We start from the raw sequence: 25,183 nt of genomic DNA, 5'->3' as shown, positions 1-25,183 counted from the left end.
TGATCGCGCTTACCTAGACTCAAGCTATGACTCTTGAGGCATTGACCCCTGAACACTTCCTCGCGAACGCAGATCACACGCTGCTCGCCCCACCGACCACCGCAGCTGAGCTTGACGCATTCCTCACCGACGCTGCGGCGCTTGGCGTAAAGCGCGTCTGCGTGAGCCCCTCGCTGCTCCCCGTTGACAAGCGCGGACTCGAGATCGTCACGGTCGTAGGGTTCCCCTCGGGCGTGCACAAGGCTGAGGCCAAAGCCTTCGAGGCTTCACAGGCCGTCGCAGACGGCGCCGACGAGATCGACATGGTCGTCAACCCGGCACTCGTGCACGCCGGTGACTGGGGCGCGGTCGAGGCGGAGATCAGGACAGTGCGCGCCGCATGCCCTGACAGCGTGCTCAAGGTGATCATTGAGAGCGCATCGCTCACGGACGAGCAGATCGTCGGCTGCTGCACGGCAGCCGAGGCCGCCGGAGCGGATTTCGTGAAGACGTCGACCGGGTTCAACGCGGCAGGCGGCGCAAGCGTGCACGCTGTCCGCATCATGGCTGACACCGTTGGCGGACGTCTCGGAGTGAAGGCTTCCGGCGGAATCCGTGACGCCGAGACCGCCCGTGAGCTGTGGGCAGCCGGCGCGACGCGCTTCGGCGTCTCGGCTACCGGTGCGATCGTTGCTGGGTGGGGATCCGCCGCCGCGGCCGAGGGCTCCGGCTACTAGCATCCGCTCGCGGCGTGGCCATCCAAATTGAGGTAGCCGCACGATTTGACCCTGCCGTACACGGGGAGATCGAGCGTGCTGCAGATGAGCTATTTCGGCAGTACTTTGGGAGGCTCCCCTGGGACGAGGGCGCCGCGGAAGCCGCGGCCGTTGCCGAACACGGCCTGCGTGAGCGACTCCTTGAGGCGCGCGCAGGTTCCGTGGTCGTCGGCTTTGCGCGACTACTTGAAGCAGGGGACACGCTGCACCTCGAGCAGCTCTCTGTGCTTCCCAGCCACGCCAGGCAGGGGGTCGGTGGCGCGCTCCTCAGCGCGGTGCTCACGGAGGCTTCGGGAAGCGGTTTCCGCGCGGTGACGCTCCGTACCTTCGCTGACGTCCCGTGGAACGCGCCCTTCTACGCTGGACGCGGGTTCAGGGTAGTGCGGGAGGCGCCGAGCGCCTTCCACGAGGGGCTCGTGCGTACCGAGCGCGCGCTCGGCTTGCTGCAGCACGGTGAGCGCGTGCACATGCTCGCGGATATCTCAGTGTCGCGAGAGTGAGCGGATCTCCCGCAGCAATCAGGCATCTGCGATCGCGAACGCCTCGCTGAGGAGCGTGAGGGCGCGGTTTCGATCCACACCGAGTTCGGTGAGCGATTGGGCCGCGCCCTGCGCGATCTCCCGCGCCCGCGCATCAATCGGGTCGTCGCCGAGACGCACGAAGGTGCCCGCCCTGCCACGTCCCTCGACGACACCGGCCTCCTCAAGGGAGCGGTATGCGGATGCGACGGTGTTCGTCGCGAGGTGCAACTCCGCAGCGAGCGCGCGCACGGTTGGCAGGCGGGAACCCGGCAGCAGCGTGCCGTCCGCGACGGCTGCCACCACGGCGTGGTGGAGCTGCCGGAACGGGGCAGTGGGGGAGGTCGGGTCGATCGCGGCTGCGAAGGGTGTCATACGGCCAAGCATAAAGCCCGGCCCCACCAAGTGGGGCCGGGCTTTGAGCTGAGCTGCAGCGTGGACTAGCCGATACCGGCCATCTCCTCGACGTGCGTCTTGCCGATGCGGGTGAGCACGGCGGGACGCTTTGCCTTGATCCACCAGTACCGCGAGAACGCAAGGAGCATCGTTGCGATAAAGATGTACGGGAGCACGTTGAGCGGGAATACCGGAACCGGGTACACGTTCGCGATGAACACGTACGCCATTGCGATGACGGCGACGACCGCTGTCACCCACACGAGGCGGTTCTTGATGCCTTCTCGTGTGGTGTACACCACGCCGGCGATGGCGACGAGCGAGTAGGCGACCATGTACCCGTACGTGCCGTAGGTGTCGACCCAGACGGTGATGTCCATCGGATGGGTTCCGAGGAGCAGCAGGATGATGTCGAGTGCGATCGCGGCCGGTCCCGCGATGAGGAGCACGCGGTGCGGCGTGAGGTGGGTCTCGTGTGTGCGGCCGAACCGCTCGGGCACCATGCCCTCCTTGCCCATCACGTAGATGATGCGCCCAACGACGTTGAGTGGGGCGACGACGACGGCGAAGAACGACGCGGCGACACCGAACACGAGAATCGGCGTGAACCAGCCTGGCATGTTCACCTTTTCCGCGACAGCCTGCAGCGGGCTGGCGACCTCGCCGAGCTCGTCGCCAAGGACGGCGATCTGCGTGTAGGCGGCGAAGACGTACAGCACGCCAACGGCGACCGCACTCCACATGATGGCGCGGGGGATCGCCTTCTTCGGGTCCTTCGCCTCGCGGCCGAGCGCGTCAGCCGAGGAGAATCCGACGAAGCCGAGGATACCGAGCACCATGCCTGCTGCGACGCCCTGGAACGGAACGCCCTCGAAGCGGAACTGCGAGGGATCCCATGCGGCGTCACCGAGCACGATGAGTGCGGTGATAAGGAGCACCAGGATGATCGCGACCGAGAGGAGCTCGAGCACGAGCGAAATGCGTGCTGAGACGCGGATTCCTCTGATGGTGAAGAACGTTGCCGCGCCGCCGATGACGATCGCGAGCACGATGAGCCACGTCGTGGTGCCAGCCGAATCAAAGCCGAACATGACGAGCAGGTCGGAGGCATAGGAGACGGCGCCGCCGAGTGAACCGGCTGCGATACCCCACGAGCCGATGAGGAGCGCGACGCCCGCGGCGAAGGCGCCGGCCGGGCCGAGGCCCTGGGCGACGTAGGTGTACAGCGAGCCCGCGGAGGCGTGGCGCTTCGCGAACATGCTGATGATGTAGCCGACACACAGGATGACGATCGTGGCGAGCACGAAGGCAAACATGGTGCCGCTGCCCGCCCCGAGGAAGATCGAAGCCGCGGTGAATGCGATGACCGCGCTTGGCGCGATGCTCGCGATAGCCTGGGCCGCGAGTTCGGGGCCAGACATCACCCCTTCGCGGAGGCCGGCGTCGACCTTCTGGGTTGTGGACTGGGACATGCAACTCTCCTTTGAGAAGTGTGAAACGAGGGTTAAGGGATGAGGAGCGTGCGCAGCACGCCGCCCGAGGCGAGGTCGTCGAGCGCTTCAGCGGCTTCGTCGAGGGGACGGCGGCCGGAGATGAGCGGATCGAGCTTCAGCTGACCGTCCATGTACCGGTCGACGAGCGCCGGGATATCGATCGACGGGCGCACAGAACCGTAGTTGGATCCGAGGATGCGCTGATCCGCCTCTGCGAGCACGAGTGGCTCGAACGATGCCTTTGCGCCGGTCGGCGGCAGCCCAACGATGACCGCTGCGCCGCCGAGGCCGAGCATCTGAATCGCCTGCTCGGTGGTGACGGTGCGGCCGATCGCATCGAATGCGTAGTCAACGCCGTCCGGGATGAGGGCGAAGAGCTGTTCGACAGCGTTGCCTTCTGACGCGTCGATGCGGTCCGTAGCACCGAACTGCATCGCCATGTCGGTCTTCTCGGGTACGACATCGATCGCGATGATGCGTTCGGCGCCGGCGAGCTTGGCTCCCTGAACGACGTTCAGTCCGACTCCGCCGCAGCCGATGACGGCGACCGTCGCGCCGGGCTCAACCGCTGCGGTGTTCATCACAGCGCCAACACCAGTGGCAACGGCGCAGCCGACGACGGCGATGACATCGAGTGGTGCGTCATCGCGCACCTTGATCGCTCCTGACGCCGGCACAACGACCTCCTCGGCGAAGGAGGAGACGCCGAGGTAGTGGTGCAGTGCCTCGCCCTCATCATCAGCCTGCGTAATGCTCAGCCGTGAGGTGCCGTCGAAGAGCGAACCCTTCGCGTTGATGACCTGAGCCACCTTCTGGCAGCGCGCCTCATGGCCCTGCAGGCAGTAGCGGCATTCGCCGCACGGCGGCACCCAGCTCAGCACGACGTGGTCTCCGACGGCGAGCGACGTGACGCCCTCACCGAGTTCGAGTACCACTCCTGAGCCTTCGTGACCCATCACCATCGGCGCGGGGGCTTCCCACTCGCCACGCTTGACGTGCAGGTCAGAGTGGCACACTCCGGCCGCGGCGATCTTCACACGAACCTCACCGGCCTTGGGCGGTGCGAGCGTCACATCGGCGACGGCGACTCGGGTGCCAGGCTCCCGGAACACGACTGCTTTCATGTTGTTCCTCCTCCATTGGGGTGCGCACGCTTGGGCGCAAATGTTCAACTCAGTGAGTGTAAGTACGTTTGGAACCGCATGTCACTGCACCAAATGATGATTCTGTGAGACGCGTCTCGACAGTTGGTACGATTTGGGCATGAGTTTCGATCTGCGTACGGTGACCCGCGTCGTTGGGGGGAGTTATCTCGACTTCGGCATCGCCGACCACACCTCGTGCGAGGGCCTTGCGCGTGTTGGCGAGTATGTCGTGGTGGCCAGCGCAGAGTTCGCGACGCTCGTGACAGGGTCAGTCGACGATCTCTCCGCTCGATTCGCACAGGGGAGCGAGGCGGCAGCCGTCACCGCTCGGGCCGTGTTCGTGAGCGACCAGGACACCCCGCGGCTACGGAAGACGCTTGCCGCCCACGGCATGAGTGCGGTGCTCGGCGCTTCGCTTTCTGGTGACGCCCTGCACTGGCGGCTCGCGGCCCTCCTCGCAGACGATCGCGCAGCAGCAGACCGGCTCGTCACCGCTGGGACGCGCGTGCTCACGCAGGTTGCGAGGCGTGGGGGAGCGACAGCCGTGATGGCGGAGCTTGCGCACCGCATCGACGGCTGGGCCGTGCTGCTCGACGCACACGGGCAGCTCATCGCGAGCGCCGGTGCAGGCCGGCTGCACCTCGACGATGCAAAAGCCGTCGCCCTCGGCACCCCTGTGCGGGTGCGCCACCCCGGGCTGCAGACACACCAGGTTGGCTCAGATCTCGACTTCACCGGCTATCTGGTGGTCGCCTCACGGTCGAGTGCGACAGGCCGGATCCGCGACCTCGCCTCGCAGGCGGCAGCGCTCTTCGACCTGGTGCTGCGCACGCGGAACCCGTCGCTGACCGAGCATCTGGGGCGTGAAGCGCTGCTCGATATTCTGGAGGCGGGTGGTCGCGAGGCCGCAGTGCTGCTGAGCCGCTGGGGCGTGCGAGAGGTGGAGCTCACGGCGTTTGTCCTCGGATCACGAACCCGCACCGTCGACCTCGAACGGCTGGTGGAGCGCTGGCTCGACGAGCTGGGAATCGAGTACCTCTTCGTGGCGGATCCTGGCCGTGTTCGTGGGTTTCTACCAGAGCAGCTGGCGGGGGAGCTTGCCTCGCGTGTCGCGAGCTTCGCGCCTCCAGGCGCGAGCACCCTGCATCTCGGCCTTGGCACCGCGGCAGCGGTTGACGCGCTCGGGCGGAGCGCAGTGCAGGCGCGGCAGGCGTTCGATGCCGCAGCGGAGGGCGGGGCCGCCGTGCAACGCTACGCGGAACTGCCAACCGTCGACTTCGTGTTGGACGCGATCTCGGGCGATCAGCGCACGCAGCTTGGCGGAATCCTTGATGAGCTGCGAGACGAGCTCGGTGCGCACGGCGAACTGCTCGAAACCCTGCACGTCTTCCTTGCCGAGCACGGTGCGCACCGGGCGAGCGCAGCGAAGCTCGGGATCCACCGCCAAACGCTGGTCAGCAGGATCCACCGCGTTGAAGAGCTCACCGGCCTCTCAATGAGCCGCCCAGACGACCGTGCTGCCGCATGGCTCGCGCTGCGTGCGCTCGGCCGGTGAGCTCAGCTTCGACTATGGGACCAGCAGGGTGCGCAACACGCTCCCAGACGAGAGGTCCTCGAGCGCCGCAGCCGCATCGTCGAGTCCGCGGCGCCCTGAAATGAGTTCTTCGAGCAAGATTTCGCCAGCCATATACCGATCGACGAGCGCAGGGATGTCAATTGCGGGGCGAACCGAACCGTAGTGCGATCCCAGTATTCGCTGACCGGCAAGCGCGAGGATGAGCGGTTGAAACGCTGCGGTCTCGCCGTCGCGCGGAAGGCCGACAACCACTGCTGTTCCGCCAATACCGAGCATGGCGATCGCCTGTTCGGTCGTCGCCGGACGGCCGATGCCATCGAAAGCGTAGTCGGCGCCGACTGGCGCAACCGCAAAGACCTGCTCAATGGCGTCTCCCGCCGAGGCATTGACCGTGTGGGTCGCCCCGAACTGCTTGGCGATGTCGAGCTTGTCGTCGAGCACATCAACGGCGATGATGCTCGCTGCGCCGGCAAGCTTCGCCCCCTGGACAATGTTCAGACCGACACCGCCGCAGCCGATCACAACAACCGTGGACCCCGGTTGTACATCCGCAGTGTTGGTCACCGCGCCAATCCCGGTTGCGACAGCGCAGCCGACTACGGCGATCACATCCAGCGGAGCGTCCGGGCGAACCCGTATCGCGCCGGAGGCAGGCACGACGGCTTCCTCCGCGAAGGCTGAGACGCCGAGAAAATGATGGAGAGTCTCGTCTTCGCCGGCTGCGCCGCGTGCGCTGAGTCGGGAAGTCTCGTCGAACAGTGTGCCCTTGGCATTGATCACCGTAGTAACGCGTTCGCAGTTCGACTCTTCCCCGCGCAGGCAGTGTCTGCACTCGCCGCACGGCGGCACCCAGCACAGCACAACATGGTCACCAACTGCGAGCGACGTGACCCCCTCTCCGAGCTCGGTCACTACCCCTGAGCCCTCGTGGCCCATGACGAGCGGAGCGGGTACCTCCCAGTCTCCCCGCTGAACGTGGAGATCGGAATGGCAGACGCCCGCCGCGGAGATCCGCACGCGCACCTCTCCAGCCTTGGGTGGTGCGAGTGAGACTTCCGTCACCGAAACTGGTGTCTCTGGGTCTCGAAAGACGACAGCTTTCATGATGTTCCTCTCCGTTGAGGCCCGGCTCCGCAGGTTCGTTCCCGGGCGCTGACACCGCAAGCGTAGACGATAGGCGACGAATGTTCACCTGTGATGTGCTGAGTGTGGTGAAGCATTGGTGGGGGCTGTGAGGGGCCGCGACGCAATAGACTCTTGCTCATGCGACTCGGAGTCATCGATGTAGGTTCGAATACTGTTCATCTCCTCGTGGTTGACGCGCACCCCGGTGCGAGCCCGAACCCCTACCACTCCCAGCGGTCGACGCTGCGGCTTATGCGGTACCTCGACGACGACGGGGCGATCACCGAGGAGGGCGTCACCCGGATCATCGCGGCTATCGCTGAAGCGGTAGCGACCGTGCAGGAGATCGGTGTCGACGACCTGCTCGCGACCGCGACCTCAGCAATTCGTGAGGCAGCGAACGGTGAGGAGGTGCTCGCGCGCATTGAAGGCGAGACGGGGCTGCGGCTCGATGTGCTTTCGGGTGAGGATGAAGCACGGATCACGATGCTTGCGGTGCGGCGCTGGCTCGGCTGGTCGGCAGGCGAGATTCTGCTGTTCGACATCGGTGGAGGCTCGTTCGAGATCGCCCAGGGTGCCGACGAGTATCCCGACGTGCAGGTGTCGCTACCGCTCGGCGCCGGACGCTCGACGATCATGTACCTGCCCGAGGATCCGCCGACCGCGGAGGGAATCTCCCGACTGCGGGCGCACGCCCGAGCCGAGTTCACGCAGGCCCGCAACGAGTTTTTCAAGGGGCGGCCGAAGCCGAAGCGTGTCGTCGGCACCTCGAAGACGATCCGCTCGCTCGCCAGGCTCATCGGCGGGCCACCCGACCCGGCGACCGGCGATCTCGCGGAGCTGCACTACGCGGGCCTGCGCGAGTGGGAGCCGACGCTGCGTGACATGCCTGGCTCGGTGCGCGAGTACCTGCCCGGCATCACCCCCGAGCGCGGCTATCAGATCATGGCCGGCGCGGTCGTGCTGCGCACCGCGATGAAGGTGTTTGACGTGTCGACGCTCACGATCTCGCCGTGGGCGCTGCGCGAGGGCATCGTGCTGCGCTACATCGACGCGCTCGACGGGCGCGGCACCGACCCTGTCACAGAGGACAGCTAGGGGGCTGCGCCGCCAGTTTGTGCCAGGATGCGGGCGTTCTGAAGCTCTGGATGCAAGGGACTCCGACTATGTATTTGGGTAGTGTGCGACGGTACTCAGCTGATCTTGGCCAGCAACACATTGTGCTTCCCAGCAACTATCAACGACCGACAGCCGGAAGGCCGATGTTGTGGGTTGGTAGCGGCCTCCTGCTGAGCCTAGGGGCGCTCTTTTGGGCTCTAGCGACTTCCGTTGTTGGAAGGACTATTGCGGTGCTCGCGGTTTGCTGGTTCATCGCCCTTCTGGCCTGGCTTATCCGCGCAGGCTTTGCGGCATACCCCGGGCGAATTGGAATTCGAGGGGATGGAGCGATTCGGTTCGCCTCGGATCGGTTCCTGGGCGTATGGGCGATAATCATGGTGCTGTGCGCGATGGCAGGGCTGACGCTGCTCGCGCTAATCGTGGGCTCGCCGACCTCGCTCGGCGGTAGCCTGCGGGCGCTTTCGTTTCGGGAGATATTTCTCGGCCTCGCGCTTTGTGTTCTCGTCGTGTACCCCTTCCACCGCGGGGTGCCTCCTGTTGGTATCGAACTGCATACCGACGGAGTGCGCACTCGAAAGGGGCTGTCGCGTCTCTTTCTGCCTTGGGACGAGCTGCTGCCTCCCGAGATTCATATGCTGAGCAAGAACCCGGTGCTGGGGCTCGCAGATACCTCCGGCGGTGCGCACATTGTGTACCCGATCTATTTCGGGTCTGACCCGGTGATCGTGGCCGAGGTGATCGAGTACTATCGCACGCACCCGGAAGATCGTCACCTGCTCGCGGATCCGCTCGCCGCCCTTGAGCGTGTTGTTGAGCTGGACGCACCGACGGCGTGAGTGCCGGGGGAGCTGCCCCGTTGCGCTGCGCCGCCGATCGACTCGCAGAGGAGCGGGCAGCACTTACCTGCGTTGCGGTTTCGCGCGACATTTGGGGGATGTGCGTAGCTTTTGAGCGCAGTTGATGCGTTTTCATATCGGAATCGCAACCATTTCTGGGAACGCGGTCGTGCTGCGCACCGCGATGAAGGTGTTTAACGTGTCGACGCTCACGATCTCGCCGTGGGCGCTGCGCGAGGGGATCGTGCTGCGCTACATCGACGCGCTCGACGGGCGCGGTGCGGATCCAATCCCTGACGCAGAGTAGGGTGTGAGGATGGCTCTCGGGGCCCTGAGGTCGCCTTCTCAGGCATTAGGATGGTGAGGGCTCAACTCATGTACCGCAGGTGGTAGTGTGAAAAAATGAACCTTAGTGTCCATGCTGACGCCCCTGTGTACCAGACCTCACAATTCCGGGATGCCGGAAAGCTGATCCCACCAGTGCTCTACCTCCCGATGCGGATGTCGGATGACGGGACTAGCGGCGCAGATCTGCGGGAACTTCCCGATGGACGACGTGCTCTGCTGGCTTACACTGCCCTTGACCGTTTGGCTCTTCAGTGCGGCGAAGAGCAGCCGTGGAGTCTCGTTGGAATTGAAGCCCTGGCTGAGCTTAAATCCGAGCACAAGTTCGATGTTGTGGCATTTGATCCGGAGATTGCTCCGCAGCTGCGCGTCGGGGGGAAACTGCTATGAGTCAAATCGAAATTGACGCCGAGATGATTTCGGAACTCCTCAAGAAGAATGGCGAGTTTGCAACCGAGTCGGCGGATGGACTCGGTGGTTTTTCCTCAAGTTTTGACGGTGGTTTAGCGAGTGGGGAGATCTCGATTATTACGCGCTTGGCCATCGAAGCTGCACAGCTCGCAGCCGATGCCTCGCAAGCGCTTGGAGTTGTTGCTGGCGCCGCCCTCGATGGGCAACTTGTCGATGAATCGGAAGTAGCAGAAGCACTCGACAATTTCACGAGGTCGGAGTTCGGTGAATGAGCATCGATGTGACGATTGAGGGCGACCCGAGTGGCGTATTCGAGCTTGCGACCTGGTTGGATAACAAGGTCTCAGTGCCGAGCAATGACTTGCAGCAGCGGTTAAAGAAGACTTCAGCTGAGTCAATTGAGTTTTGGAAAGGTCGGAGTGGGGAGGCTTTCGCGACAGCACTGACGCGATCGCCGCAGCTGCAGATCCTGTAGATGTATATGCCGCCGACGCTGCAACAGTGTTTCGTGCTTACGCGCGCCGTATCGAGCGTGGGCGTCTTACTTTCGCCGATTATCTGGACGAAGCAGCGACCGCGCGTTTGTTGGTGAATGGCAACCTCATCGATATGCCCGAGGCGCCGAAAACCTACATCGCAGCGCCAGGTGCACCGAACCCCTACGCGGTCGGCCCGAACGGGGAATGCGTAGACGTCATGACCGGTGACGAATATGCAGAAGCGGGTCGAGTGTTTCAGCGGATCGGCGAGAAGGTGGAAGCCTGGTGGATCGATCTTGAGGACTGGATCATTGACCACATGCTTCCCCTCATTGCGCGCGCGACGGACTTCGACGCGCTTTCCGCGGCGTTCGAAACGCTCAAGAAGGGAAATGAAGCAATTAGAGGCTTCCCTGTCGCTCTTTCAGGGGCAGTATGGGCAGAGAACTTGACTGTCTTCGAACAACGATTGAAGGAAGCGCAGGTGGCCCGGGATTCGCTGGCTGAGCGGCGGCGCTCCGGCAACAGGGCCGTGCGTATTCCTGCTCAGGCCACTGATGCCGCAAAGCTTCGGGCGGAGGCCGATGCTCTTGCTGAGCAGGTGCGCTTCATGAAGACCGGGAAGCTTTTTCTGGGCGCCGGTGGAGGAGCGATCGAGATAGTTGCAGCAAGCATCGAAATTGCGAACGGCGGTTCTTGGACGTCCGTGTCGATTGGCGCCGTTGGTGCTTTGAGTGGCGGGATCGTTTCAGGGGTAGCGCTCGGTTCTCTATCTGTTGCTCTCCCCCCGGTTGGTATTGCTGTTGTGATTGGGGCGGCGGGATACGCGGTGGGAGAGCTGAGCAAGTTTGGTTGGGAAAGATTGGTTCCCCTGGATGTTCGCGAAGCGGTAGATGCCCTGGACTTTGACTATCTTGTAGGGGAGCGCATTGTACGTTAATGCGAAACCCAGAGTGCCACTACTCGGTGAGCAGACGCAGTTTCCCTCACGCCGGAAAAGCTGGTGGGCCACGCTGATTTTCGGCGTATGCCTGGCAGTGCTGATGCTTATACCAGTGTGGGTGTCATCTCAACCTGAAGCGCGCATCGCATTTGGGATGCTTGCGGTCGGCGTATTCGCGATGACGGTGTGGATCCTGCAAATTGTGGCGGAGGTGATCGATGGGAGAGTACGTATTCAGCGTAGAGGTCCGCTGGCATTTGCGTCACACAGATTCGCAGGGTTTTGGGGGATTCTCGCGGGATCGGCGATAACTGCGGGGGCCTTAGTTTTCGTGATTGCCTGGCTCCTGCCGGGGGCACGACAAATTACGTCTGCATCCGGCGGAGTTCTGGGGAACCCAGTTGGATTTGTGCTTGTCGGGCTGGGATTGCTCGGCTTTGTGCTCCACCGCGGTGTGCCTGCTGCAGGTCTCGTCGTGGAGGTGCAGGGGGTCCGCTCCCGAACCGGCCTTTCTGCGGTGCAACTTAAATGGGACGATTTACTTTCGCCAGTTCTGCTGAACCGCCGGAGAAACAGCGTGTTGTCGCTTGAACTTGAGAGCGGAGCGAATTTCGTGCTGTACCCGATCTATTTCGGGTCTGACCCGGTGATCGTGGCCGAGGTGATCGAGTACTATCGCACGCACCCGGAAGATCGTCACCTGCTCGCGGATCCGCTCGCCGCCCTTGAGCGTGTTGTTGAGCTGGACGCACCGCCGGCGTGAGTGCCCCGGGGAGTAGCCGCCTCCCGTTGCACTCTGATCGGCTCGCTGAGGCTCAGGCAGCACAGGCAAGCGTTGCGGTTTCGTGCGACCTGGCAAGCGAGCAGAGAGCCTTTGCGTCGCTAAACTCCAATTTCATATCGAAAACGCATCTGTTTGAGCGTTTGGGGCTCGTCACGGGTCGGCGTGCTGTAGGAATACACTATGAGTTAATAATCGCCCGCGGCTGGCGCGGGCACTCATCCACGGGGGTTATACATTGACCATCTCAACTACGAAGAAGATGCTCGGCGTCACCGCCGCAGCAGGCCTCGTGTTCGGCCTTGCTGCGTGTGGGCAGGCGCCTGAAGCTGGCAACGAAGGCGGCGCTGAAGCCGTTGCAGGTTTTAAGCCCTGCATGGTGTCGGACGAGGGCGGCTTCGACGACAAGTCGTTCAACCAGCTCGGCTACGAAGGCCTGACTAAGGCTGCCGAAGAGCTCGACGTGAAGCTCAACGAGACCGAGTCCAAGAGCGCGAGCGACTACGCTGCGAACCTCAACGGTCTTGTCGACTCGGGCTGTACCTTCATCGTCTCGGTGGGCTTCATGCTCTCCGAGCCGACCGTGAACGCTGCGCTGGCGAACCCGGACATCGAATTTGCCATCATCGATGACTGGGCAGACAACGACTTCGACGGCGAGACCGACGCACCGAACATCAAGCCGCTCGTGTTCGACACGGCGCAGGCTGCGTTCCTCGGCGGCTACGCTGCCGCGGCGGTTTCAGAGTCCGGCACTGTCGGCACCTTCGGCGGCGGCAAGATCCCGCCCGTCACCATCTTCATGGACGGCTTCCAGCGTGGTGTCGACTACTTCAACTCGGAGAACGGCAAGGACGTTAAGGTCCTTGGCTGGGACTTCGATAAGCAGGACGGCCAGTTCACCGGCGAGTTCGCTGCGAACGACACCGCGAAGCAGATGGCGCAGGGCCTGCTCGATCAGGGCGCTGACGTGCTGCTTCCCGTTGGCGGGCCGATCTACCAGTCGGCTGCTGAGGCAATCCGTGACTCGGGAGACTCCGCAAAGCTCATCGGTGTTGACGCGAACGTCTTCGAGACTGACCCGAAGGTCCAGGACATCCTTCTCACCTCCATCATGAAGAGCATGGACGTTGCTGTGTACGACGCTGCGATGGAAGCAGCGCAGGGCAAGTTCAGCCCCAAGCCCTTCGTTGGTGTGCTCGAGAACGGTGGCGTGAGCCTCTCCTCGTTCAACTCCTTCGAGGACAAGGTTCCCGCTGACCTCTCGACGAAGCTTGACGAGATCAAGGCTGGCATCATCGACGGATCGATCGACGCAGAGTCGCCTTCCTCACCGTAAGGCACTAGGCACGGGCCGGTGACTCGGCGCTCCCGAGTCACGGCCCGTGCTATTTTTATGCGCGGCCCATGTGGCACCCACTACCGACACCACTTGAACTTGGATAGATTTACGGCATGACGCTCGAACTGCGCGGGATCACGAAACGCTTCGGATCATTTACCGCGAACGACCGCATCTCCCTTGAGGTGCGACCCGGAGAAATTCACGCCCTGTTGGGCGAGAATGGTGCCGGAAAATCCACCCTGATGAACGTTCTCTACGGTCTCTACCAGCCGGACGAGGGCGAGATCGTCGTCGACGGCGAGGCGAGACACTTCCGCGGGCCCGGCGACGCGATGGCCGCAGGCATCGGTATGGTGCACCAGCACTTCATGCTCGTCCCGGTGTTCACCGTGGCGGAGAACGTGATGCTCGGTCACGAAAACACCAAGTTTGGTGGTGCACTCGACCTTGCCAGCGCCCGCGCCCACGTGCAGGAAGTCGCTGACCGGTTTGGGTTCGAGGTAGATCCCGACGCGGTCGTCGAAGACCTGCCGGTCGGAGTGCAGCAGCGTGTCGAGATCATTAAGGCGCTGTCGCGCGATGCGAAGGTACTCGTGTTTGACGAGCCCACAGCAGTGCTCACTCCGCAAGAGACTGACGAGCTCATGCAGATTATGCGCCAGTTGCGCGATGAAGGCACGGCGATCGTGTTCATCACGCACAAGCTGCGTGAAGTTCGTGAGGTTGCAGACCGGATCACCGTGATCCGCCTTGGCAAGGTCGTCGCCGAGGCCTCGCCTGAGTCCTCAACCAACGAACTTGCCTCGCTCATGGTTGGCCGCGCTGTCGAGCTGACGGTGCAGAAGGAAGCCCCGAAGCTCGGCGACGGCGGCCTGAAGATTAGTGATCTCACCATCGCAGACAGCACGGGCCACATCGTTGTGGATCGTGTGAGCCTCGAAGTGCGCCCGGGGGAGATCCTTGCGATCGCCGGCGTGCAGGGAAACGGCCAAACCGAGCTCGCGGAATCGCTCGTTGGTCTGCAAACGGTCACCACGGGAGAAATCTCGCTCAACGGCGAGACGCTCATTGGCAAGCAGGTCAAGCAGATTATCGATGCGGGAGTGGGTTTCGTACCTGAGGATCGCATCGAGGACGGTCTTGTCGGATCATTCTCGGTCGCCGAGAACCTGATGCTGAACCGGACGAGCGACGCCGAGTTTGTGCGCGCGGGAACTATCCGGCGCGGTGCACTCAACGACTTCGCTGAGGCAAAGATCACGGAGTACGACATTCGCACTCAGGGCGCAAGCGCCCCAGCAGGCAGTCTCTCTGGTGGCAACCAGCAGAAAGTCGTCATCGCGCGCGAGCTCAGCCGCAGCCTGAATCTTCTCGTTGCATCGCAGCCGACGCGCGGTGTCGACGTCGGGTCGATCGAGTTCATTCACACGCGCATCGTTGAGGCGCGTGACGCCGGAGTTCCGGTCGTGCTCGTCTCTACGGAACTTGACGAAGTGTCGGCGCTCGCCGACCGCATCGCGGTGATGTACAAGGGCGCGATCATCGGCATCGTCCCCGGAAACGCATCGCGCGAAACCCTCGGCCTCATGATGGCCGGCGAAACCCCAGAAGGAGTTGCGGCGTGAGCGCACCGACCCTAGAGACACCCGGTACGCCCGCGGGAAACGAACGCAAGTCCACCGAGCAGCCGCACCAGAACCGGCTCATCTCTGAGCTCCTGTCGAGCTCGGTGACCACCACGGTGCTCGCGATTGTGCTGTCGATGCTCATCGGTGGCCTGCTCATTGCGTTCACCGCCCCCGAAGTTGTTGACGCGCTCGGGTATTTCTTCCAGCGCCCTGGAGACACCTTCGCCGCAGTGTGGGACGCCGTAGCTGGCGGCTACGCCGCGCTCTTCCGTGGCTCGATCTTCAACTATGAAGCACCAACGTTCCTGCGAGCGATCAAACCGCTCTCAGACACCCTGAACTTCGCAACACCGCTCATCATGGCCGGCCTCGGCGTTGGGCTCGCGTTCCGCGTCGGGCTGTTCAACATTGGTGGGCGCGGCCAGATGCTGATGGGCTCTGCAGCTGCGGGCTTCGTGATGTTCGGCCTCGACCTGCCGTTGCTGCTGCACCTTCCGCTCGTGGTCATCGCTGGTATCGCCGGCGGCGCCATTTGGGGTGGCATCGTTGGCTTCCTCAAGGCACGCACGGGCGCACACGAAGTGATCCTCACGATCATGCTGAACTTCGTTGCGTTCTACTTCGTCGCGTGGCTGCTTTCGACGCCCGGCCTCCTCATGCGGCCGGGAGGCAACCAGCCGATTTCTCCGGTGACACCGGAGAGCGCAAAGTTCCCACTGCTGTTCGGAGCGCCACTCACCACGCACTGGGGGTTCATCGCCGCGCTGCTTGCCGCGCTGTTTGTGTGGTGGCTCATGGAGCGTTCCTCGCTTGGGTTCCGCATGCGCGCCGTCGGGGAAAACCCGCATGCGGCTCGCGCGTCCGGCATCAAAGTCGAACGGATTATTTTCTACGCGATGGCCATCGCGGGTGGCCTCGCCGGCCTCGCTGGCGCGAACCAGGTCGCGGGAACGATCACGACCGGCTTCGGTAGCCACATCGACGCTGGGATCGGGTTCGACGCCATCACCGTCGCGCTGCTCGGGCGCTCACGCGCCTGGGGCGTCGTCGCAGCAGGGCTCCTCTTCGGCGCGCTCAAGGCCGGCAGCTTCACGATGCAGATCAACGAGGGTATCCCGGTCGACATCGTGCTCGTCGTGCAGGCGCTCATCGTGCTCTTCATCGCGGCACCACCACTCGTGCGCACAGTCTTTGGCTTGAAGCGTTTTGACCGAGTGCGCGCACTCCAGCAGAAGGGGGCATCGGCATGAGCGCGGTTCATGAACTCACCGGTACTCAGGTCGTCGTCGACGGGTCCGGCGTCGTACGGACACGCAGCATGAAGGCTCCGATTGCCTTTGCGGTCGTCGCGCTCATCGGGCTCGTGCTCGCGTTTCCTGGCGCACGCTCGGGGGAGAGCACGTACCGGCTCAGCGACCGAACGCAGTCGCTTGAGCTCGCAGACGTCGCGCTGCCGACCTCCAGCACCGTTATTGCCTGCGCGCTGATCCTCGCGGCTATGGCTGTGCTGACCTTCGTGTTCGCGCGCCAGTACAAGAAGATCCCGCTCTGGTTCACCGTCGTATTCGCGGTCGTCGGGATCTTCCTCTTCCTCACCTGGTCCGCTGCCGGCGGCATCGTGCCCGTCACCGGGCTGCTTTTCGGCGCGCTGTCGCTGTCGGTGCCACTGATCTTTGGTGCCCTCGGCGGCGTCATCGGTGAGCGCGCTGGCGTTGTGAATGTGGCGATCGAGGCGCAGTTCCTGTTCGCTGCGTTCACGAGCGCACTTGTTGCCTCGATCACCGGCTCCTATGTTGCCGGTCTGCTCGGGGCGCTCATCGCGGGTGCGCTGGTCGCAGCGATTCTCGCGGTCTTCTCGATCACGTACGTGGTGACACAGGTCATCGTCGGTGTCGTGCTCAACGTGCTCATCACTGGCCTCACGAGCTTCCTTCACGGCGCGCTCATGCAGCCGAACGCCGCGACCCTGAACTCCCCGCCGCGCTTCCCGCGCTGGGCGATTCCAGGGCTCAGCGAGATCCCCGTTCTCGGGCCGGTGTTCTTCAACCAGACTCTTATCGTCTACCTCGCCTACATCATCGTGCCGCTCGTCACGTGGGCGCTCTACCGGAGCCGCTGGGGCCTTCGCCTCCGCGCTGTCGGCGAACACCCGCAAGCAGCCGACACCGTCGGCATCAAGGTCAACCCGACCCGCTTCTGGAACCTGCTGCTCGCCGGCGCGATCGCCGGTATCGGCGGCGCCTACTTCACACTCGGCTCCGTCGGAGCGTTCGACAAGGAGATGGCTGGAGGCCTCGGCTTCATCGCCCTCGCGGCGGTCATCTTCGGTGGCTGGGATCCGTGGAAGGCGACGCTCGCGGCGCTTCTCTTCGGCTTCACGAAGAATCTCGAGACGCTGCTGAACAACCTCGGGTCACCGATCCCGTCGGAGTTCATGTCGATGCTGCCCTACGTCGTGACCATCCTCGCCGTCGTCGGGTTCTCAGGCAAGTCGCGTGCGCCAGCCGCAAGCGGCAAGCCCTACATCAAGGGATAGCGCAATGACCGATATTGATTGGGCGGCGCTGCGCGAGCAGGCCATCGCCGCGCTTACGCACGCGTACGTGCCCTACTCGAAGTATCCGGTGGGGGCTGCCGCCCTCACCGACTCCGGGCGCATCGTCTCCGGGTGCAACGTTGAGAACGCCTCGTACGGGTTGACGCTGTGCGCGGAGTGCGCGCTCGTCGGTGACCTGCACATGGGTGGCGGCGGCAAGCTTGTCGCGTTTGTTTGCGTCAACGGCAACGAAGAAACGATCATGCCGTGCGGCAGGTGCCGTCAGCTGCTGTACGAACACTCAGCCGAGGGCATGCTCCTCGAGACGGTCTCCGGTATTCGAACCATCGACGAGGTGCTCCCCGACGCCTTTGGCCCCAGGGACCTCGCACGCGTCGCGGAGTAGCGTTGTTGTGTAGCGCCTGTGCCGCGAGTACGCTCGCGGCACAGGCGTAGATCCACCACCATCGAAGGGACCCAGAATGAGTGTCGAGCCGTTTGACGCCGTTGATGTGATTCGCGCGAAGCGTGACGGGGGAGCGGTTCCCGAACCCGCGCTCAGGTGGATGATTGACGCGTACACACGCGGCTACGTCTCCGACGCGCAGATGGCATCGTTCGCGATGGCGATCTTCCAGCGAGGCATGGTGCGCGATGAGATTCGCGTTCTGACCGACGCGATGATCAACTCGGGCGAGCGGATGAGCTTCGCCGGGCTTTCGAAACCGACCGTCGACAAGCACTCAACCGGCGGCGTCGGGGACAAGATTACGCTGCCGCTCGCGCCGCTCGTCGCCGCGTTCGGTGTTGCCGTGCCGCAGCTCTCCGGCCGCGGGCTCGGCCACACCGGGGGCACCCTCGACAAGCTCGAGGCGATCCCTGGGTGGCGCGCAGCGCTGTCCAACGAGGAAATGTTCGCGCAGCTCGACGGCGAGGCTGGTGCGGTGATTTGCGCCGCGGGCTCCGGCCTCGCGCCCGCCGACAAGAAGCTGTACGCGCTGCGCGATGTCACGGGCACGGTCGACTCGATTCCGCTCATCGCATCGAGCATCATGTCGAAGAAGATCGCCGAGGGCACCGACGCGCTCGTGCTCGACGTGAAGTTCGGCTCTGGCGCATTCATGCAGGACTACGCGATGGCCCGCGAGCTCGCTGAGACGATGGTCGCGCTCGGCACCGACTCCGGCGTCCGCACGTCCGCGCTGCTCACCGACATGAACGTGCCGCTCGGGTTCACCATTGGTAACGCGAACGAGGTGCGCGAGTCAGTCGAGGTCCTCGCTGGTGGGGGCCCAGCCGACGTGCGCGAGCTCACCCTCGCGCTCGCACGCGAAATGCTCGCCCTCGCAGGCCAGCCAGACGCCGACGTTGCCGCCGCGTTGGACGACGGCCGCGCGATGGACTCGTGGCGCGCGATGATCGCGGCGCAGGGCGGCGACCCCGACGGGCAGCTCCCCGTCGCCCGCGAGACGCACGTCGTCACAGCGCCAACGTCCGGCGTGATGTCGAAGCTGGAGGGGTTGCCCTTCGGCATCGCCGCTTGGCGCCTCGGGGCGGGTCGCGCGCGTGCGGAGGATCCGGTGATCCACTCCGCGGGGATCGACCTCCACGCGAAGCCAGGCGACACCGTCACTGCCGGGCAGCCGCTGTTCACGCTCTCGGCGGAGGACGCAGCCCGCTTCCCGCGCGCGCTCGAGACGCTCGACGGGGCGTGGGAAATTGATGCTGATGCTGCTCCCGGAGCTCACGCGCCAGGCCCGCTCGTGCGCGAACACATCACGGGGTAGGCCGCGGCGCGCGCGGACTGCACGCTGCGCGTGCCGCATTTTGAATTCCGCGCTGGAGCCGGGTATAGTTATCTCTCGGTGCCGCAGCCCGAAAGGGTAGCGGATTTCCGCTTTGGGATATGGTGTAATTGGCAACACTACGGTTTCTGGTACCGTCATTCTAGGTTCGAGTCCTGGTATCCCAGCCATCAACCCCCGCTTTTCTTGAGAAAAGCGGGGGTTTTGCGTTTCTGCCGAGTGCTCCTTAGAGCCGTGCATATATGCGCCCTACGAAGCGGAGCTTGCGCGACCGGGGCATTAAACAGTCTTGCCGCGCAGCGCAGCGGGACGCCGGAGAGCTTGACTCGGGGGTGACGGAACTTGAACGTGTGTTGGGGGTCTTCTCTGACGCATGGTCGGGACTCTCCGCTGCGGCTGCCGCCGCACGGGGAGAAGCGTTAAGAACCGAGACGAGAGCAGAAGTGGATGCGGCGGAGACTGCGGCACGGACGCCCCGCCGGTACGCAGATGAGGTTGAGGCAATCACGCATCTTGCCGAAGAGCAAATTCGCATTCGGGAGATTTCGCGTAGGCGTATGGCCAGCATCCAGGTTGTTGAGTTTGGCAGAGCGGCGACAATCGGTTGATAGTTCGGTTCTGGTGGCGCTTCGAGCTGTGCTCGCTGCTACCTGGGATGTTCCGCCGGGTGAGTGGCCCAGTGAGCGGACAGCGGAGCAGCACCCCTCCTACACCTACGACAAGGAGCATCTAGTACACCCAATGGGGCGGGGCACAGTGCGAGAGATTCGATGGATTTGTTCAAAGCCCATCAGGACAAGATCTTCCCCTTCCCAGCGGAAGGGAGCCCGCGTGGGTTCGGCGATGGGGAAGTGTTCGAGCTCTCGATAGTGGAGCCAGACGGTTGGTTTGTGCTCTGAAGAGTTGCTGATGCGCAGCAGGCTGATTCCCGCGTTGCAACTGGGGGCTCCTGCGGGTGCCGAGTTTACTTGGCTCCAGCAGGCCAAAAACTTCTCGAAGGTTGTCAGTGAAGATGCCAAGTAGTCAGGCCAGAAAAACGTTTGCCCAGGCCGCGGTCCGGCTGTGTCTATACGGTGCTGCCGTCACGGGGCTGTCTGCGGCACTGCAGACGATCATCGTGGGAATCACCGATAGTCACGGATTGGCGGCGACCGTTGCGTGGGGGATGCTGGTGTTCATCCTGCCGTGCGCGGGGATGGGGGGCGGTCCTTGGTGCCATCGGGATCTTGCCTTGGCTCCTCGCCCGAAAACTCCCGATGGGTGCTGGCGGGGCGTTGACGCGCGCCGCTGTTGTCGGCGTGATCACCGGTGCGGTAGGCGCATATCCGATTGGGGGCTTCATCGCGAAGAACCCCTTTGGTGTTGACCTGCCGTTGGGGATTCCGGTGACGGGCATCTATCTGGCAGTCATGTTTGGTGGCTTCGTGCTGTGGTGGGAACGATGGATGCCCTCTCGCGGATAGGGCACTGCCTAGGCTGGGGTGACACCGACGATAGGACGGCCAACACCATGACTGCAGTTTTTGACGGGGCCCGGGCAGATGACTCGCGCCCATGGCTGACTTCCTATGCCGAAGGCGTTCGCCCCGAAATTGATCCGGTGGAGCAGACTCTCCCCGAAGCGTTGAAGGCCAGCGCACAGCGGTTCCCGAACCACGTCGCGCTTGAGTTCTTCGGGCGCACCACGAAGTACAAAGAACTGTACGAGCAAGTCGACCGTGCCGCCTTGGGGCTGCGCAAGCTTGGGGTGAGGGCAGGAGACCGGGTCGCGCTTGTGCTCCCGAATTGCCCGCAGCACGTTGTTGCGTTCTATGCAGTGTTGCGGCTGGGCGCAGTCGTCGTCGAACACAACCCCCTGTACACCGAACGCGAACTGCGCCACCAATTTGAGGATCACGAAGCAACGCTCGCGATCGTCTGGGATGTTGCGAGCGAGAAGATCGATCGCCTGCCCGAGGATGTGCGGCCGCAGCACATCGTCACCGTGAACATGACCAAAGAGATGCCAACGCTGCAGCAGATCGCTCTTCGACTGCCAGTTCCGGCGGCGCGTGCCGCGCGAAAGAAGCTCACCGCGCGACCCGCCTCGAAGGCGATGCGATCGTGGGAGTCGCTGCTGGGGAAGCGGCTGCCAAAGCGCGTGGCGGGCCCGAAGCTCGACGACATTGCTGTGCTGCAGTACACCAGCGGGACGACGGGCAGGCCGAAGGGCGCGATCCTGACCCACGCGAACCTGCGTGCGAATGCGATGCAGGGCCGGGAATGGCTGCCGGGGCTGCGCGAGGGCGACGAGGTGTTCTACGGCGTTCTGCCGCTGTTCCATGCGTACGGGCTGACCCTGTGTCTCACCTTTGCGATGAGTATCGGTGCCCGCCTGGTGCTGTTCCCAACGTTTGACGTCGGCCTCGTGAAGAAGGCTGCGAAGCACTCGCCTCCGACGTTCCTGCCGGGGGTGCCACCCATCTATGACCAGCTGGCGCGCGCGGCACTTCAGGGGGAGCTCGATCTCTCGACGGTGCGGTTCGCGATCTCGGGAGCAATGCCACTGCCGGTCTCGACGGTGCAGCGCTGGGAAGAGGTCACTGGGGGCCTACTCGTCGAGGGGTACGGCATGACTGAAGCCTCGCCGGTTGCGCTCGGAAACCCCGCCGGCCCATCCCGTCGGCCCGGGTCCGTTGGCGTCCCGTTTCCGAGCACCGAGATTCGCGTGGTTGACCCCGACAACCCGGCGGTTGAGATTGGTGTTGGAGAGCCGGGGGAGCTCATGCTCAGGGGCCCGCAGGTGTTCAAAGGGTACTGGAAGCGCCCGGAAGACACCGCGGAAACCCTGCTGCAAGACGGCTGGCTGCGCACCGGCGACATCGTGACCGTCTCAGCGGATGGGTTTGTGACGGTTGTTGACCGACGGAAGGAGCTGATCATCACCGGCGGCTTCAACGTGTCACCCTCCGAGGTTGAAGAGGTGCTGCTGTCACACCCCGACATCGAGGACGCGGCGGTCGTGTCACTGCCGCGCGGAGACGGGGCCGAGATGGTCGCGGCTGCGATCGTGACCCGCAGCGGTGCGCATCTCGAGTCGGAGGCAGTGCGCACGTTCTGCCGCACCAGGCTCACCGCGTACAAGGTCCCGAAGCGGGTTGAGTTCGTTCCCGAGCTGCCACGATCGATGGTCGGAAAGGTGCTGCGCCGCGAAGTGCGCGAGCTGCTGCTGACCAAGCAGTGACACCTGGCCAGGGCGGGGCCGCAGTGGCGCCCGCGGGGCGTCCAGATTGCGGGCCTCCAAGAGTCCCTGACCGAACGACAGTTCGCGTGACGAACCCCGGGCGACCCGAAGTGAGCGCCCGGGGTTCGTTGCCGACTGGCTACTTGTCGTAGCTGTAGAAACCCTCGCCGGTCTTCCTGCCAAGCTTGCCGGCGTCGATGTATGTGCGCAGCAGCTCGCGCGGGGCTTCCGGGAGGTGCGGGTTCTCGTCAGCGTAGTGCTGCTCGATGTCGAGCACGACGTCGAGACCAACCTGATCCATCAGCGCGAATGGCCCGGTCGCGATACCCATGTTGGCCTGCATGATCGCGTCGACGTCCTCGGGCGTGCTGACGCCCGCTGCGACAACCGCGAGTGACTCGCGCTTGATTGCCGCCCAGATGCGGTTGAAGATGAAGCCAGTGCTCTCGGCGTGTGCGATGAACGGGGCAAGGCCGAACCGCTTGAGCTCGTCGGCCACGGCATCGAGGAGGCCCTCGCTTGTGTGTCCGTCGCTCATGAGCTCGACCGCCATGCTCTGCGGCGGCATTGCGAAATGCATGTTGAAGACCCGCTCGGGGTGGGTGACCTCGTCGATAACGTTGCTCGATGCGTAGGACGACGAGTTGGTCGCGAGGAGCGCATCGGCGTCTGCGAGGCGGTCGAGCGTGCCGAAAAGTGGGCGCTTGATGTCGAGACGCTCGGGTACTGCCTCGACGACCAGCCAGGCGCCCGCCAGTGCGGTCTCGACCTCGGCTACGGCAGTAACGGTGCCGGCCTTGGCGCTGATGCCCTGCGATTCGAGGCGGGCCGTGAGCTCTGGCACGGCGGTCTCGACGTATTCGAGTGCCCCGGTGCGCTGGGCCTCTTGCAGGTCAGCAATCTTCACGTCTGAGCCGCCCGAAGCGAAGACCGCTGCGATACGGCGACCCAGTGTGCCGCCGCCGACAACGACGATCGGTCGTTCCGCTACGTTGGCTGGAAGTGTGAAGCTCATGAGATTCCCCAATTCTGGTGATGCACTCACCGCGAGTTTGGATACAATTTGTACTGAATTCATTATGCATCCAAAATGTTCTGAAAGGGAAGTCATGGAGTCGACCAAGCAGAAACTCCCAGATGGCACTGAGCCTGGTGCTGCTGCGGGCGACCTGCCGAAGCGGCGGGCTCGGGTCCACACCCGTGCAGCGCTCATCGACGCCGCCGAGGATCTGTTTGCTGAGCACGGCACACCGAGCGCGTCGATTGACGAGATCTGCACGCGCGCTGGCTTCACGCGCGGCGCGTTCTACTCGAACTTTCGCACGGTTGACGATGTGTTCTTCGCCCTGTACGAGCGGAAGACCGAGGATCTCAGTCACCGGATGCTGAACTTCGGACGGTCGCTCGCCGGGGCGGAGGAGTCGGCGCAGCTCCGGCCAGGAGCGCTTGAAGACTTCGTGGATGCGCTGCTGGACGTTATCCCAGCTGACAGGCAGTGGTACGCCCTCAGGGCGCTCTACGGGCTGAGGGGGGCCAGTGACCCCGAGCTCTCACAGGTGCTTCGGGAGCACGGCGATGAATTCCAACGGGGCTTCACTGCGCTGCTTACACAGGTGGCGCGCACCGTTGGGGAGGAACTGCTCCCCACGCCACAGGCCGCTGCGCAGATCGTGACCGCCGCGCACGTCGGGGCGGTGCTTCAGGGATCGTTCGTCGATGAGCCAGCTTCGCTCCGCAGGAATGCGGTGTTGGCCGCGCTGCGCGGGGTGCTCAGTCGGTCAGGGAGCGCACCAGCGCGACCGCGGCAGGAATAGCTCGGGCGACATCGCCCGCGGTAATCGGGCGGGCGGATCCGCCCTTTGCGGTTTCCCGCGTCGCGATTCTGGCAGCCACGTCGTGGAGCACTGCCGCGGTGGCGCCCAACTTGGCGAGCAGGGAGGGGGACGTGCGCACCGTTGCGGCGTGCGTTGCGGTGAGCGCTCCCATGATCCCGGCAAGGACGTCCCCTGTTCCAGCGGTCGCGAGCCACGGTGTCGCCGGCCCGGCGCTCAACAAGAGCCCCTCGGGTGACGCAATCAGCGTGACCGCACCCTTCAGCGTGACGGTGGTCTGGAGCTGCCGTGCGAGCTCGATGGTTGCGGCGGCCGCTGTAGCCGGTTGGCGCAGCTTGAGCTCTTCCCAGAGGGCGCGAAACTCCCCGGTGTGCGGCGTCATGATGGCCGGAGCGTGCGTAGTTGAGCCCCCGGCCCTCGACGCAAGCAGGGTGAGCGCTCCGGCGTCGACGACAACCGGCGCGTCCCCGCTGAGCAGAGCAGTCAGAGCTGCCGTCTCAGCTGGCGTGCGCGAGCGTGGGTCGGTGCCGCTGCCGATCAGCCACGCATCGGCGCGCTCGGGCGCGGCCGTCACCACTGTCTCTGGGCGTGCCGCGATCACTGCAGCTGCCGGCGTTGGCAGTCCGTGTGGGGAGACGGAGTCCCCGAGCTGCGGTACGAACTGCACGAGCCCGAGTCCGGTGCGCCAGGCGGCCTCAGCGCCGAGCACGGCCGCGCCGGGGTAGCTGGTGGAGCCGGTGCGGAGCGCGAGCACTCCTCGCGAATACTTGTGGTCGCTCTCCTCAGGTGGGGAGAGGAACGCTGCGGCGTCGGTTGCGGTCCAGGTTTTTTGGGCGTGTGCCTGGGTGTGTGGCAGCGCCATGTGCGACCTCCTCGTGTGCTGCGGCGCTGG

The 25,183-nt window shown here is 64.1% G+C and carries 25 protein-coding genes and 1 tRNA gene; 20 read left to right on the top strand and 6 right to left on the bottom strand.

The window, feature by feature from the left end:
- The first annotated feature begins 26 nt into the window (after window positions 1-26).
- Complete coding sequence (deoC, locus tag SD72_RS04655; RefSeq protein ID WP_042543274.1) at window positions 27-716, top strand: deoxyribose-phosphate aldolase; 690 nt, start codon at window positions 27-29, stop codon at window positions 714-716.
- 14 nt (window positions 717-730) lie between these two features.
- Window positions 731-1,255, top strand: a complete 525-nt coding sequence (locus SD72_RS04650) for a GNAT family N-acetyltransferase (protein WP_052492474.1) — start codon at window positions 731-733, stop codon at window positions 1,253-1,255.
- 18 nt (window positions 1,256-1,273) lie between these two features.
- On the opposite strand, the gene SD72_RS04645 is transcribed toward SD72_RS04650, so the two are convergent.
- From SD72_RS04645 to SD72_RS04635, 3 genes are all read right to left on the bottom strand, one after another.
- Window positions 1,274-1,648: a GntR family transcriptional regulator gene (locus SD72_RS04645; protein ID WP_042543273.1), complete on the bottom strand. Its 375-nt coding sequence runs from the start codon at window positions 1,646-1,648 to the stop codon at window positions 1,274-1,276.
- Window positions 1,649-1,713: 65 nt separating this feature from the next.
- On the bottom strand, window positions 1,714-3,141 hold the full coding sequence (locus SD72_RS04640) for an APC family permease (RefSeq protein ID WP_042543272.1): 1,428 nt from the start codon (window positions 3,139-3,141) through the stop codon (window positions 1,714-1,716).
- 32 nt (window positions 3,142-3,173) lie between these two features.
- Window positions 3,174-4,286 carry an alcohol dehydrogenase catalytic domain-containing protein gene (locus SD72_RS04635; protein WP_042543271.1) on the bottom strand — a complete coding sequence of 371 codons (1,113 nt, stop codon included), beginning with the start codon at window positions 4,284-4,286 and terminating at the stop codon, window positions 3,174-3,176.
- 139 nt (window positions 4,287-4,425) lie between these two features.
- On the opposite strand from SD72_RS04635, the gene SD72_RS04630 reads away from it, so the two are divergent.
- Window positions 4,426-5,862, top strand: a complete 1,437-nt coding sequence (locus SD72_RS04630) for a PucR family transcriptional regulator (RefSeq protein WP_042543270.1) — start codon at window positions 4,426-4,428, stop codon at window positions 5,860-5,862.
- Window positions 5,863-5,874: 12 nt separating this feature from the next.
- On the opposite strand, the gene SD72_RS04625 is transcribed toward SD72_RS04630, so the two are convergent.
- Window positions 5,875-6,987, bottom strand: a complete 1,113-nt coding sequence (locus SD72_RS04625) for a Zn-dependent alcohol dehydrogenase (protein WP_042543269.1) — start codon at window positions 6,985-6,987, stop codon at window positions 5,875-5,877.
- Between the two features lie 159 nt (window positions 6,988-7,146).
- On the opposite strand from SD72_RS04625, the gene SD72_RS04620 reads away from it, so the two are divergent.
- The 16 genes from SD72_RS04620 (at window position 7,147) to SD72_RS04535 (ending at window position 22,459) form a co-directional block, all read left to right on the top strand.
- Complete coding sequence (locus SD72_RS04620; protein WP_042543268.1) at window positions 7,147-8,106, top strand: Ppx/GppA phosphatase family protein; 960 nt, start codon at window positions 7,147-7,149, stop codon at window positions 8,104-8,106.
- A gap of 251 nt (window positions 8,107-8,357) precedes the next feature.
- Window positions 8,358-8,963 carry a hypothetical protein gene (locus SD72_RS04615; RefSeq protein WP_042543267.1) on the top strand — a complete coding sequence of 202 codons (606 nt, stop codon included), beginning with the start codon at window positions 8,358-8,360 and terminating at the stop codon, window positions 8,961-8,963.
- A 124-nt stretch (window positions 8,964-9,087) separates the two neighbouring features.
- The gene (locus tag SD72_RS04610) at window positions 9,088-9,270 is read left to right on the top strand and encodes a hypothetical protein (RefSeq protein ID WP_042543266.1); all 183 of its coding nucleotides are present in this window, start codon (window positions 9,088-9,090) and stop codon (window positions 9,268-9,270) included.
- A 95-nt stretch (window positions 9,271-9,365) separates the two neighbouring features.
- Window positions 9,366-9,698, top strand: coding sequence for an SAV_915 family protein (locus SD72_RS04605; protein WP_232299644.1), 333 nt, complete (start codon window positions 9,366-9,368; stop codon window positions 9,696-9,698).
- Window positions 9,695-9,991 (top strand): hypothetical protein, encoded by a 297-nt coding sequence (locus SD72_RS04600; RefSeq protein WP_042543265.1) that lies wholly within the window; start codon window positions 9,695-9,697, stop codon window positions 9,989-9,991. The genes SD72_RS04605 and SD72_RS04600 overlap by 4 nt, the downstream gene beginning before the upstream one ends.
- 229 nt (window positions 9,992-10,220) lie before the next feature.
- Window positions 10,221-11,138: a hypothetical protein gene (locus SD72_RS04590; RefSeq protein WP_157000458.1), complete on the top strand. Its 918-nt coding sequence runs from the start codon at window positions 10,221-10,223 to the stop codon at window positions 11,136-11,138.
- A 121-nt stretch (window positions 11,139-11,259) separates the two neighbouring features.
- The gene (locus SD72_RS17665; protein ID WP_232299643.1) at window positions 11,260-11,904 is read left to right on the top strand and encodes a hypothetical protein; all 645 of its coding nucleotides are present in this window, start codon (window positions 11,260-11,262) and stop codon (window positions 11,902-11,904) included.
- Window positions 11,905-12,160: 256 nt separating this feature from the next.
- Window positions 12,161-13,261: a BMP family lipoprotein gene (locus SD72_RS04580; RefSeq protein WP_042543261.1), complete on the top strand. Its 1,101-nt coding sequence runs from the start codon at window positions 12,161-12,163 to the stop codon at window positions 13,259-13,261.
- A 116-nt stretch (window positions 13,262-13,377) separates the two neighbouring features.
- Window positions 13,378-14,892: an ABC transporter ATP-binding protein gene (locus SD72_RS04575; RefSeq protein ID WP_042543260.1), complete on the top strand. Its 1,515-nt coding sequence runs from the start codon at window positions 13,378-13,380 to the stop codon at window positions 14,890-14,892.
- Window positions 14,889-16,145 (top strand): ABC transporter permease, encoded by a 1,257-nt coding sequence (locus tag SD72_RS04570; protein ID WP_042543259.1) that lies wholly within the window; start codon window positions 14,889-14,891, stop codon window positions 16,143-16,145. The genes SD72_RS04575 and SD72_RS04570 overlap by 4 nt, the downstream gene beginning before the upstream one ends.
- On the top strand, window positions 16,142-17,431 hold the full coding sequence (locus tag SD72_RS04565; RefSeq protein ID WP_042543258.1) for an ABC transporter permease: 1,290 nt from the start codon (window positions 16,142-16,144) through the stop codon (window positions 17,429-17,431). The genes SD72_RS04570 and SD72_RS04565 overlap by 4 nt, the downstream gene beginning before the upstream one ends.
- A 4-nt stretch (window positions 17,432-17,435) precedes the next feature.
- Window positions 17,436-17,837 carry a cytidine deaminase gene (locus tag SD72_RS04560; protein WP_042543257.1) on the top strand — a complete coding sequence of 134 codons (402 nt, stop codon included), beginning with the start codon at window positions 17,436-17,438 and terminating at the stop codon, window positions 17,835-17,837.
- Window positions 17,838-17,913: 76 nt separating this feature from the next.
- The gene (locus SD72_RS04555) at window positions 17,914-19,218 is read left to right on the top strand and encodes a thymidine phosphorylase (RefSeq protein WP_042543256.1); all 1,305 of its coding nucleotides are present in this window, start codon (window positions 17,914-17,916) and stop codon (window positions 19,216-19,218) included.
- 113 nt (window positions 19,219-19,331) lie between these two features.
- Window positions 19,332-19,406, top strand: a tRNA-Gln gene (locus tag SD72_RS04550).
- A gap of 1,056 nt (window positions 19,407-20,462) precedes the next feature.
- Window positions 20,463-20,699 (top strand): hypothetical protein, encoded by a 237-nt coding sequence (locus tag SD72_RS04540; RefSeq protein ID WP_157000456.1) that lies wholly within the window; start codon window positions 20,463-20,465, stop codon window positions 20,697-20,699.
- Window positions 20,700-20,746: 47 nt separating this feature from the next.
- A complete protein-coding gene (locus SD72_RS04535; RefSeq protein ID WP_042543253.1) occupies window positions 20,747-22,459 on the top strand; it encodes a long-chain-fatty-acid--CoA ligase in 1,713 nt (570 codons plus the stop codon).
- Window positions 22,460-22,598: 139 nt separating this feature from the next.
- Here SD72_RS04535 and SD72_RS04530 read toward each other — a convergent pair whose 3' ends face one another.
- On the bottom strand, window positions 22,599-23,474 hold the full coding sequence (locus tag SD72_RS04530; RefSeq protein WP_042543252.1) for a 3-hydroxyacyl-CoA dehydrogenase family protein: 876 nt from the start codon (window positions 23,472-23,474) through the stop codon (window positions 22,599-22,601).
- A 94-nt stretch (window positions 23,475-23,568) separates the two neighbouring features.
- Here SD72_RS04530 and SD72_RS16830 point away from each other — a divergent pair, with 94 nt between their 5' ends.
- Entirely contained in the window at window positions 23,569-24,273 is a 705-nt protein-coding gene (locus SD72_RS16830) for a TetR/AcrR family transcriptional regulator (protein WP_052492473.1), read from the top strand.
- Here the strand turns inward: SD72_RS16830 and SD72_RS04520 are convergent.
- Complete coding sequence (locus SD72_RS04520; RefSeq protein WP_042543251.1) at window positions 24,230-25,153, bottom strand: ADP-dependent NAD(P)H-hydrate dehydratase; 924 nt, start codon at window positions 25,151-25,153, stop codon at window positions 24,230-24,232. The two genes, SD72_RS16830 and SD72_RS04520, sit on opposite strands and share 44 nt — an antisense overlap.
- Window positions 25,154-25,183: the final 30 nt, after the last annotated feature.

The organism is Leucobacter komagatae (assembly GCF_000834055.1).
Lineage (GTDB): Bacteria > Actinomycetota > Actinomycetes > Actinomycetales > Microbacteriaceae > Leucobacter > Leucobacter komagatae_A.
Note: the sequence above shows the minus strand (reverse complement) of the source record. Positions and strands in the feature narration are given on the sequence as shown.

Excerpts from the sequence above, each read along its gene's own strand:
- deoC (WP_042543274.1), top strand. The coding sequence starts at position 27 with ATGACTCTTGAGGCATTGACCCCTGAACACTTCCTCGCGAACGCAGAT.
- SD72_RS04645 (WP_042543273.1), bottom strand. The coding sequence starts at position 1,648 with ATGACACCCTTCGCAGCCGCGATCGACCCGACCTCCCCCACTGCCCCG.
- SD72_RS04640 (WP_042543272.1), bottom strand. The coding sequence starts at position 3,141 with ATGTCCCAGTCCACAACCCAGAAGGTCGACGCCGGCCTCCGCGAAGGG.
- SD72_RS04635 (WP_042543271.1), bottom strand. The coding sequence starts at position 4,286 with ATGAAAGCAGTCGTGTTCCGGGAGCCTGGCACCCGAGTCGCCGTCGCC.
- SD72_RS04630 (WP_042543270.1), top strand. The coding sequence starts at position 4,426 with ATGAGTTTCGATCTGCGTACGGTGACCCGCGTCGTTGGGGGGAGTTAT.
- SD72_RS04625 (WP_042543269.1), bottom strand. The coding sequence starts at position 6,987 with ATGAAAGCTGTCGTCTTTCGAGACCCAGAGACACCAGTTTCGGTGACG.
- SD72_RS04620 (WP_042543268.1), top strand. The coding sequence starts at position 7,147 with ATGCGACTCGGAGTCATCGATGTAGGTTCGAATACTGTTCATCTCCTC.
- SD72_RS04610 (WP_042543266.1), top strand. The coding sequence starts at position 9,088 with ATGCGTTTTCATATCGGAATCGCAACCATTTCTGGGAACGCGGTCGTG.
- SD72_RS04605 (WP_232299644.1), top strand. The coding sequence starts at position 9,366 with ATGAACCTTAGTGTCCATGCTGACGCCCCTGTGTACCAGACCTCACAA.
- SD72_RS04600 (WP_042543265.1), top strand. The coding sequence starts at position 9,695 with ATGAGTCAAATCGAAATTGACGCCGAGATGATTTCGGAACTCCTCAAG.
- SD72_RS04575 (WP_042543260.1), top strand. The coding sequence starts at position 13,378 with ATGACGCTCGAACTGCGCGGGATCACGAAACGCTTCGGATCATTTACC.
- SD72_RS04565 (WP_042543258.1), top strand. The coding sequence starts at position 16,142 with ATGAGCGCGGTTCATGAACTCACCGGTACTCAGGTCGTCGTCGACGGG.
- SD72_RS04560 (WP_042543257.1), top strand. The coding sequence starts at position 17,436 with ATGACCGATATTGATTGGGCGGCGCTGCGCGAGCAGGCCATCGCCGCG.
- SD72_RS04555 (WP_042543256.1), top strand. The coding sequence starts at position 17,914 with ATGAGTGTCGAGCCGTTTGACGCCGTTGATGTGATTCGCGCGAAGCGT.
- SD72_RS04535 (WP_042543253.1), top strand. The coding sequence starts at position 20,747 with ATGACTGCAGTTTTTGACGGGGCCCGGGCAGATGACTCGCGCCCATGG.
- SD72_RS04530 (WP_042543252.1), bottom strand. The coding sequence starts at position 23,474 with ATGAGCTTCACACTTCCAGCCAACGTAGCGGAACGACCGATCGTCGTT.
- SD72_RS16830 (WP_052492473.1), top strand. The coding sequence starts at position 23,569 with ATGGAGTCGACCAAGCAGAAACTCCCAGATGGCACTGAGCCTGGTGCT.
- SD72_RS04520 (WP_042543251.1), bottom strand. The coding sequence starts at position 25,153 with ATGGCGCTGCCACACACCCAGGCACACGCCCAAAAAACCTGGACCGCA.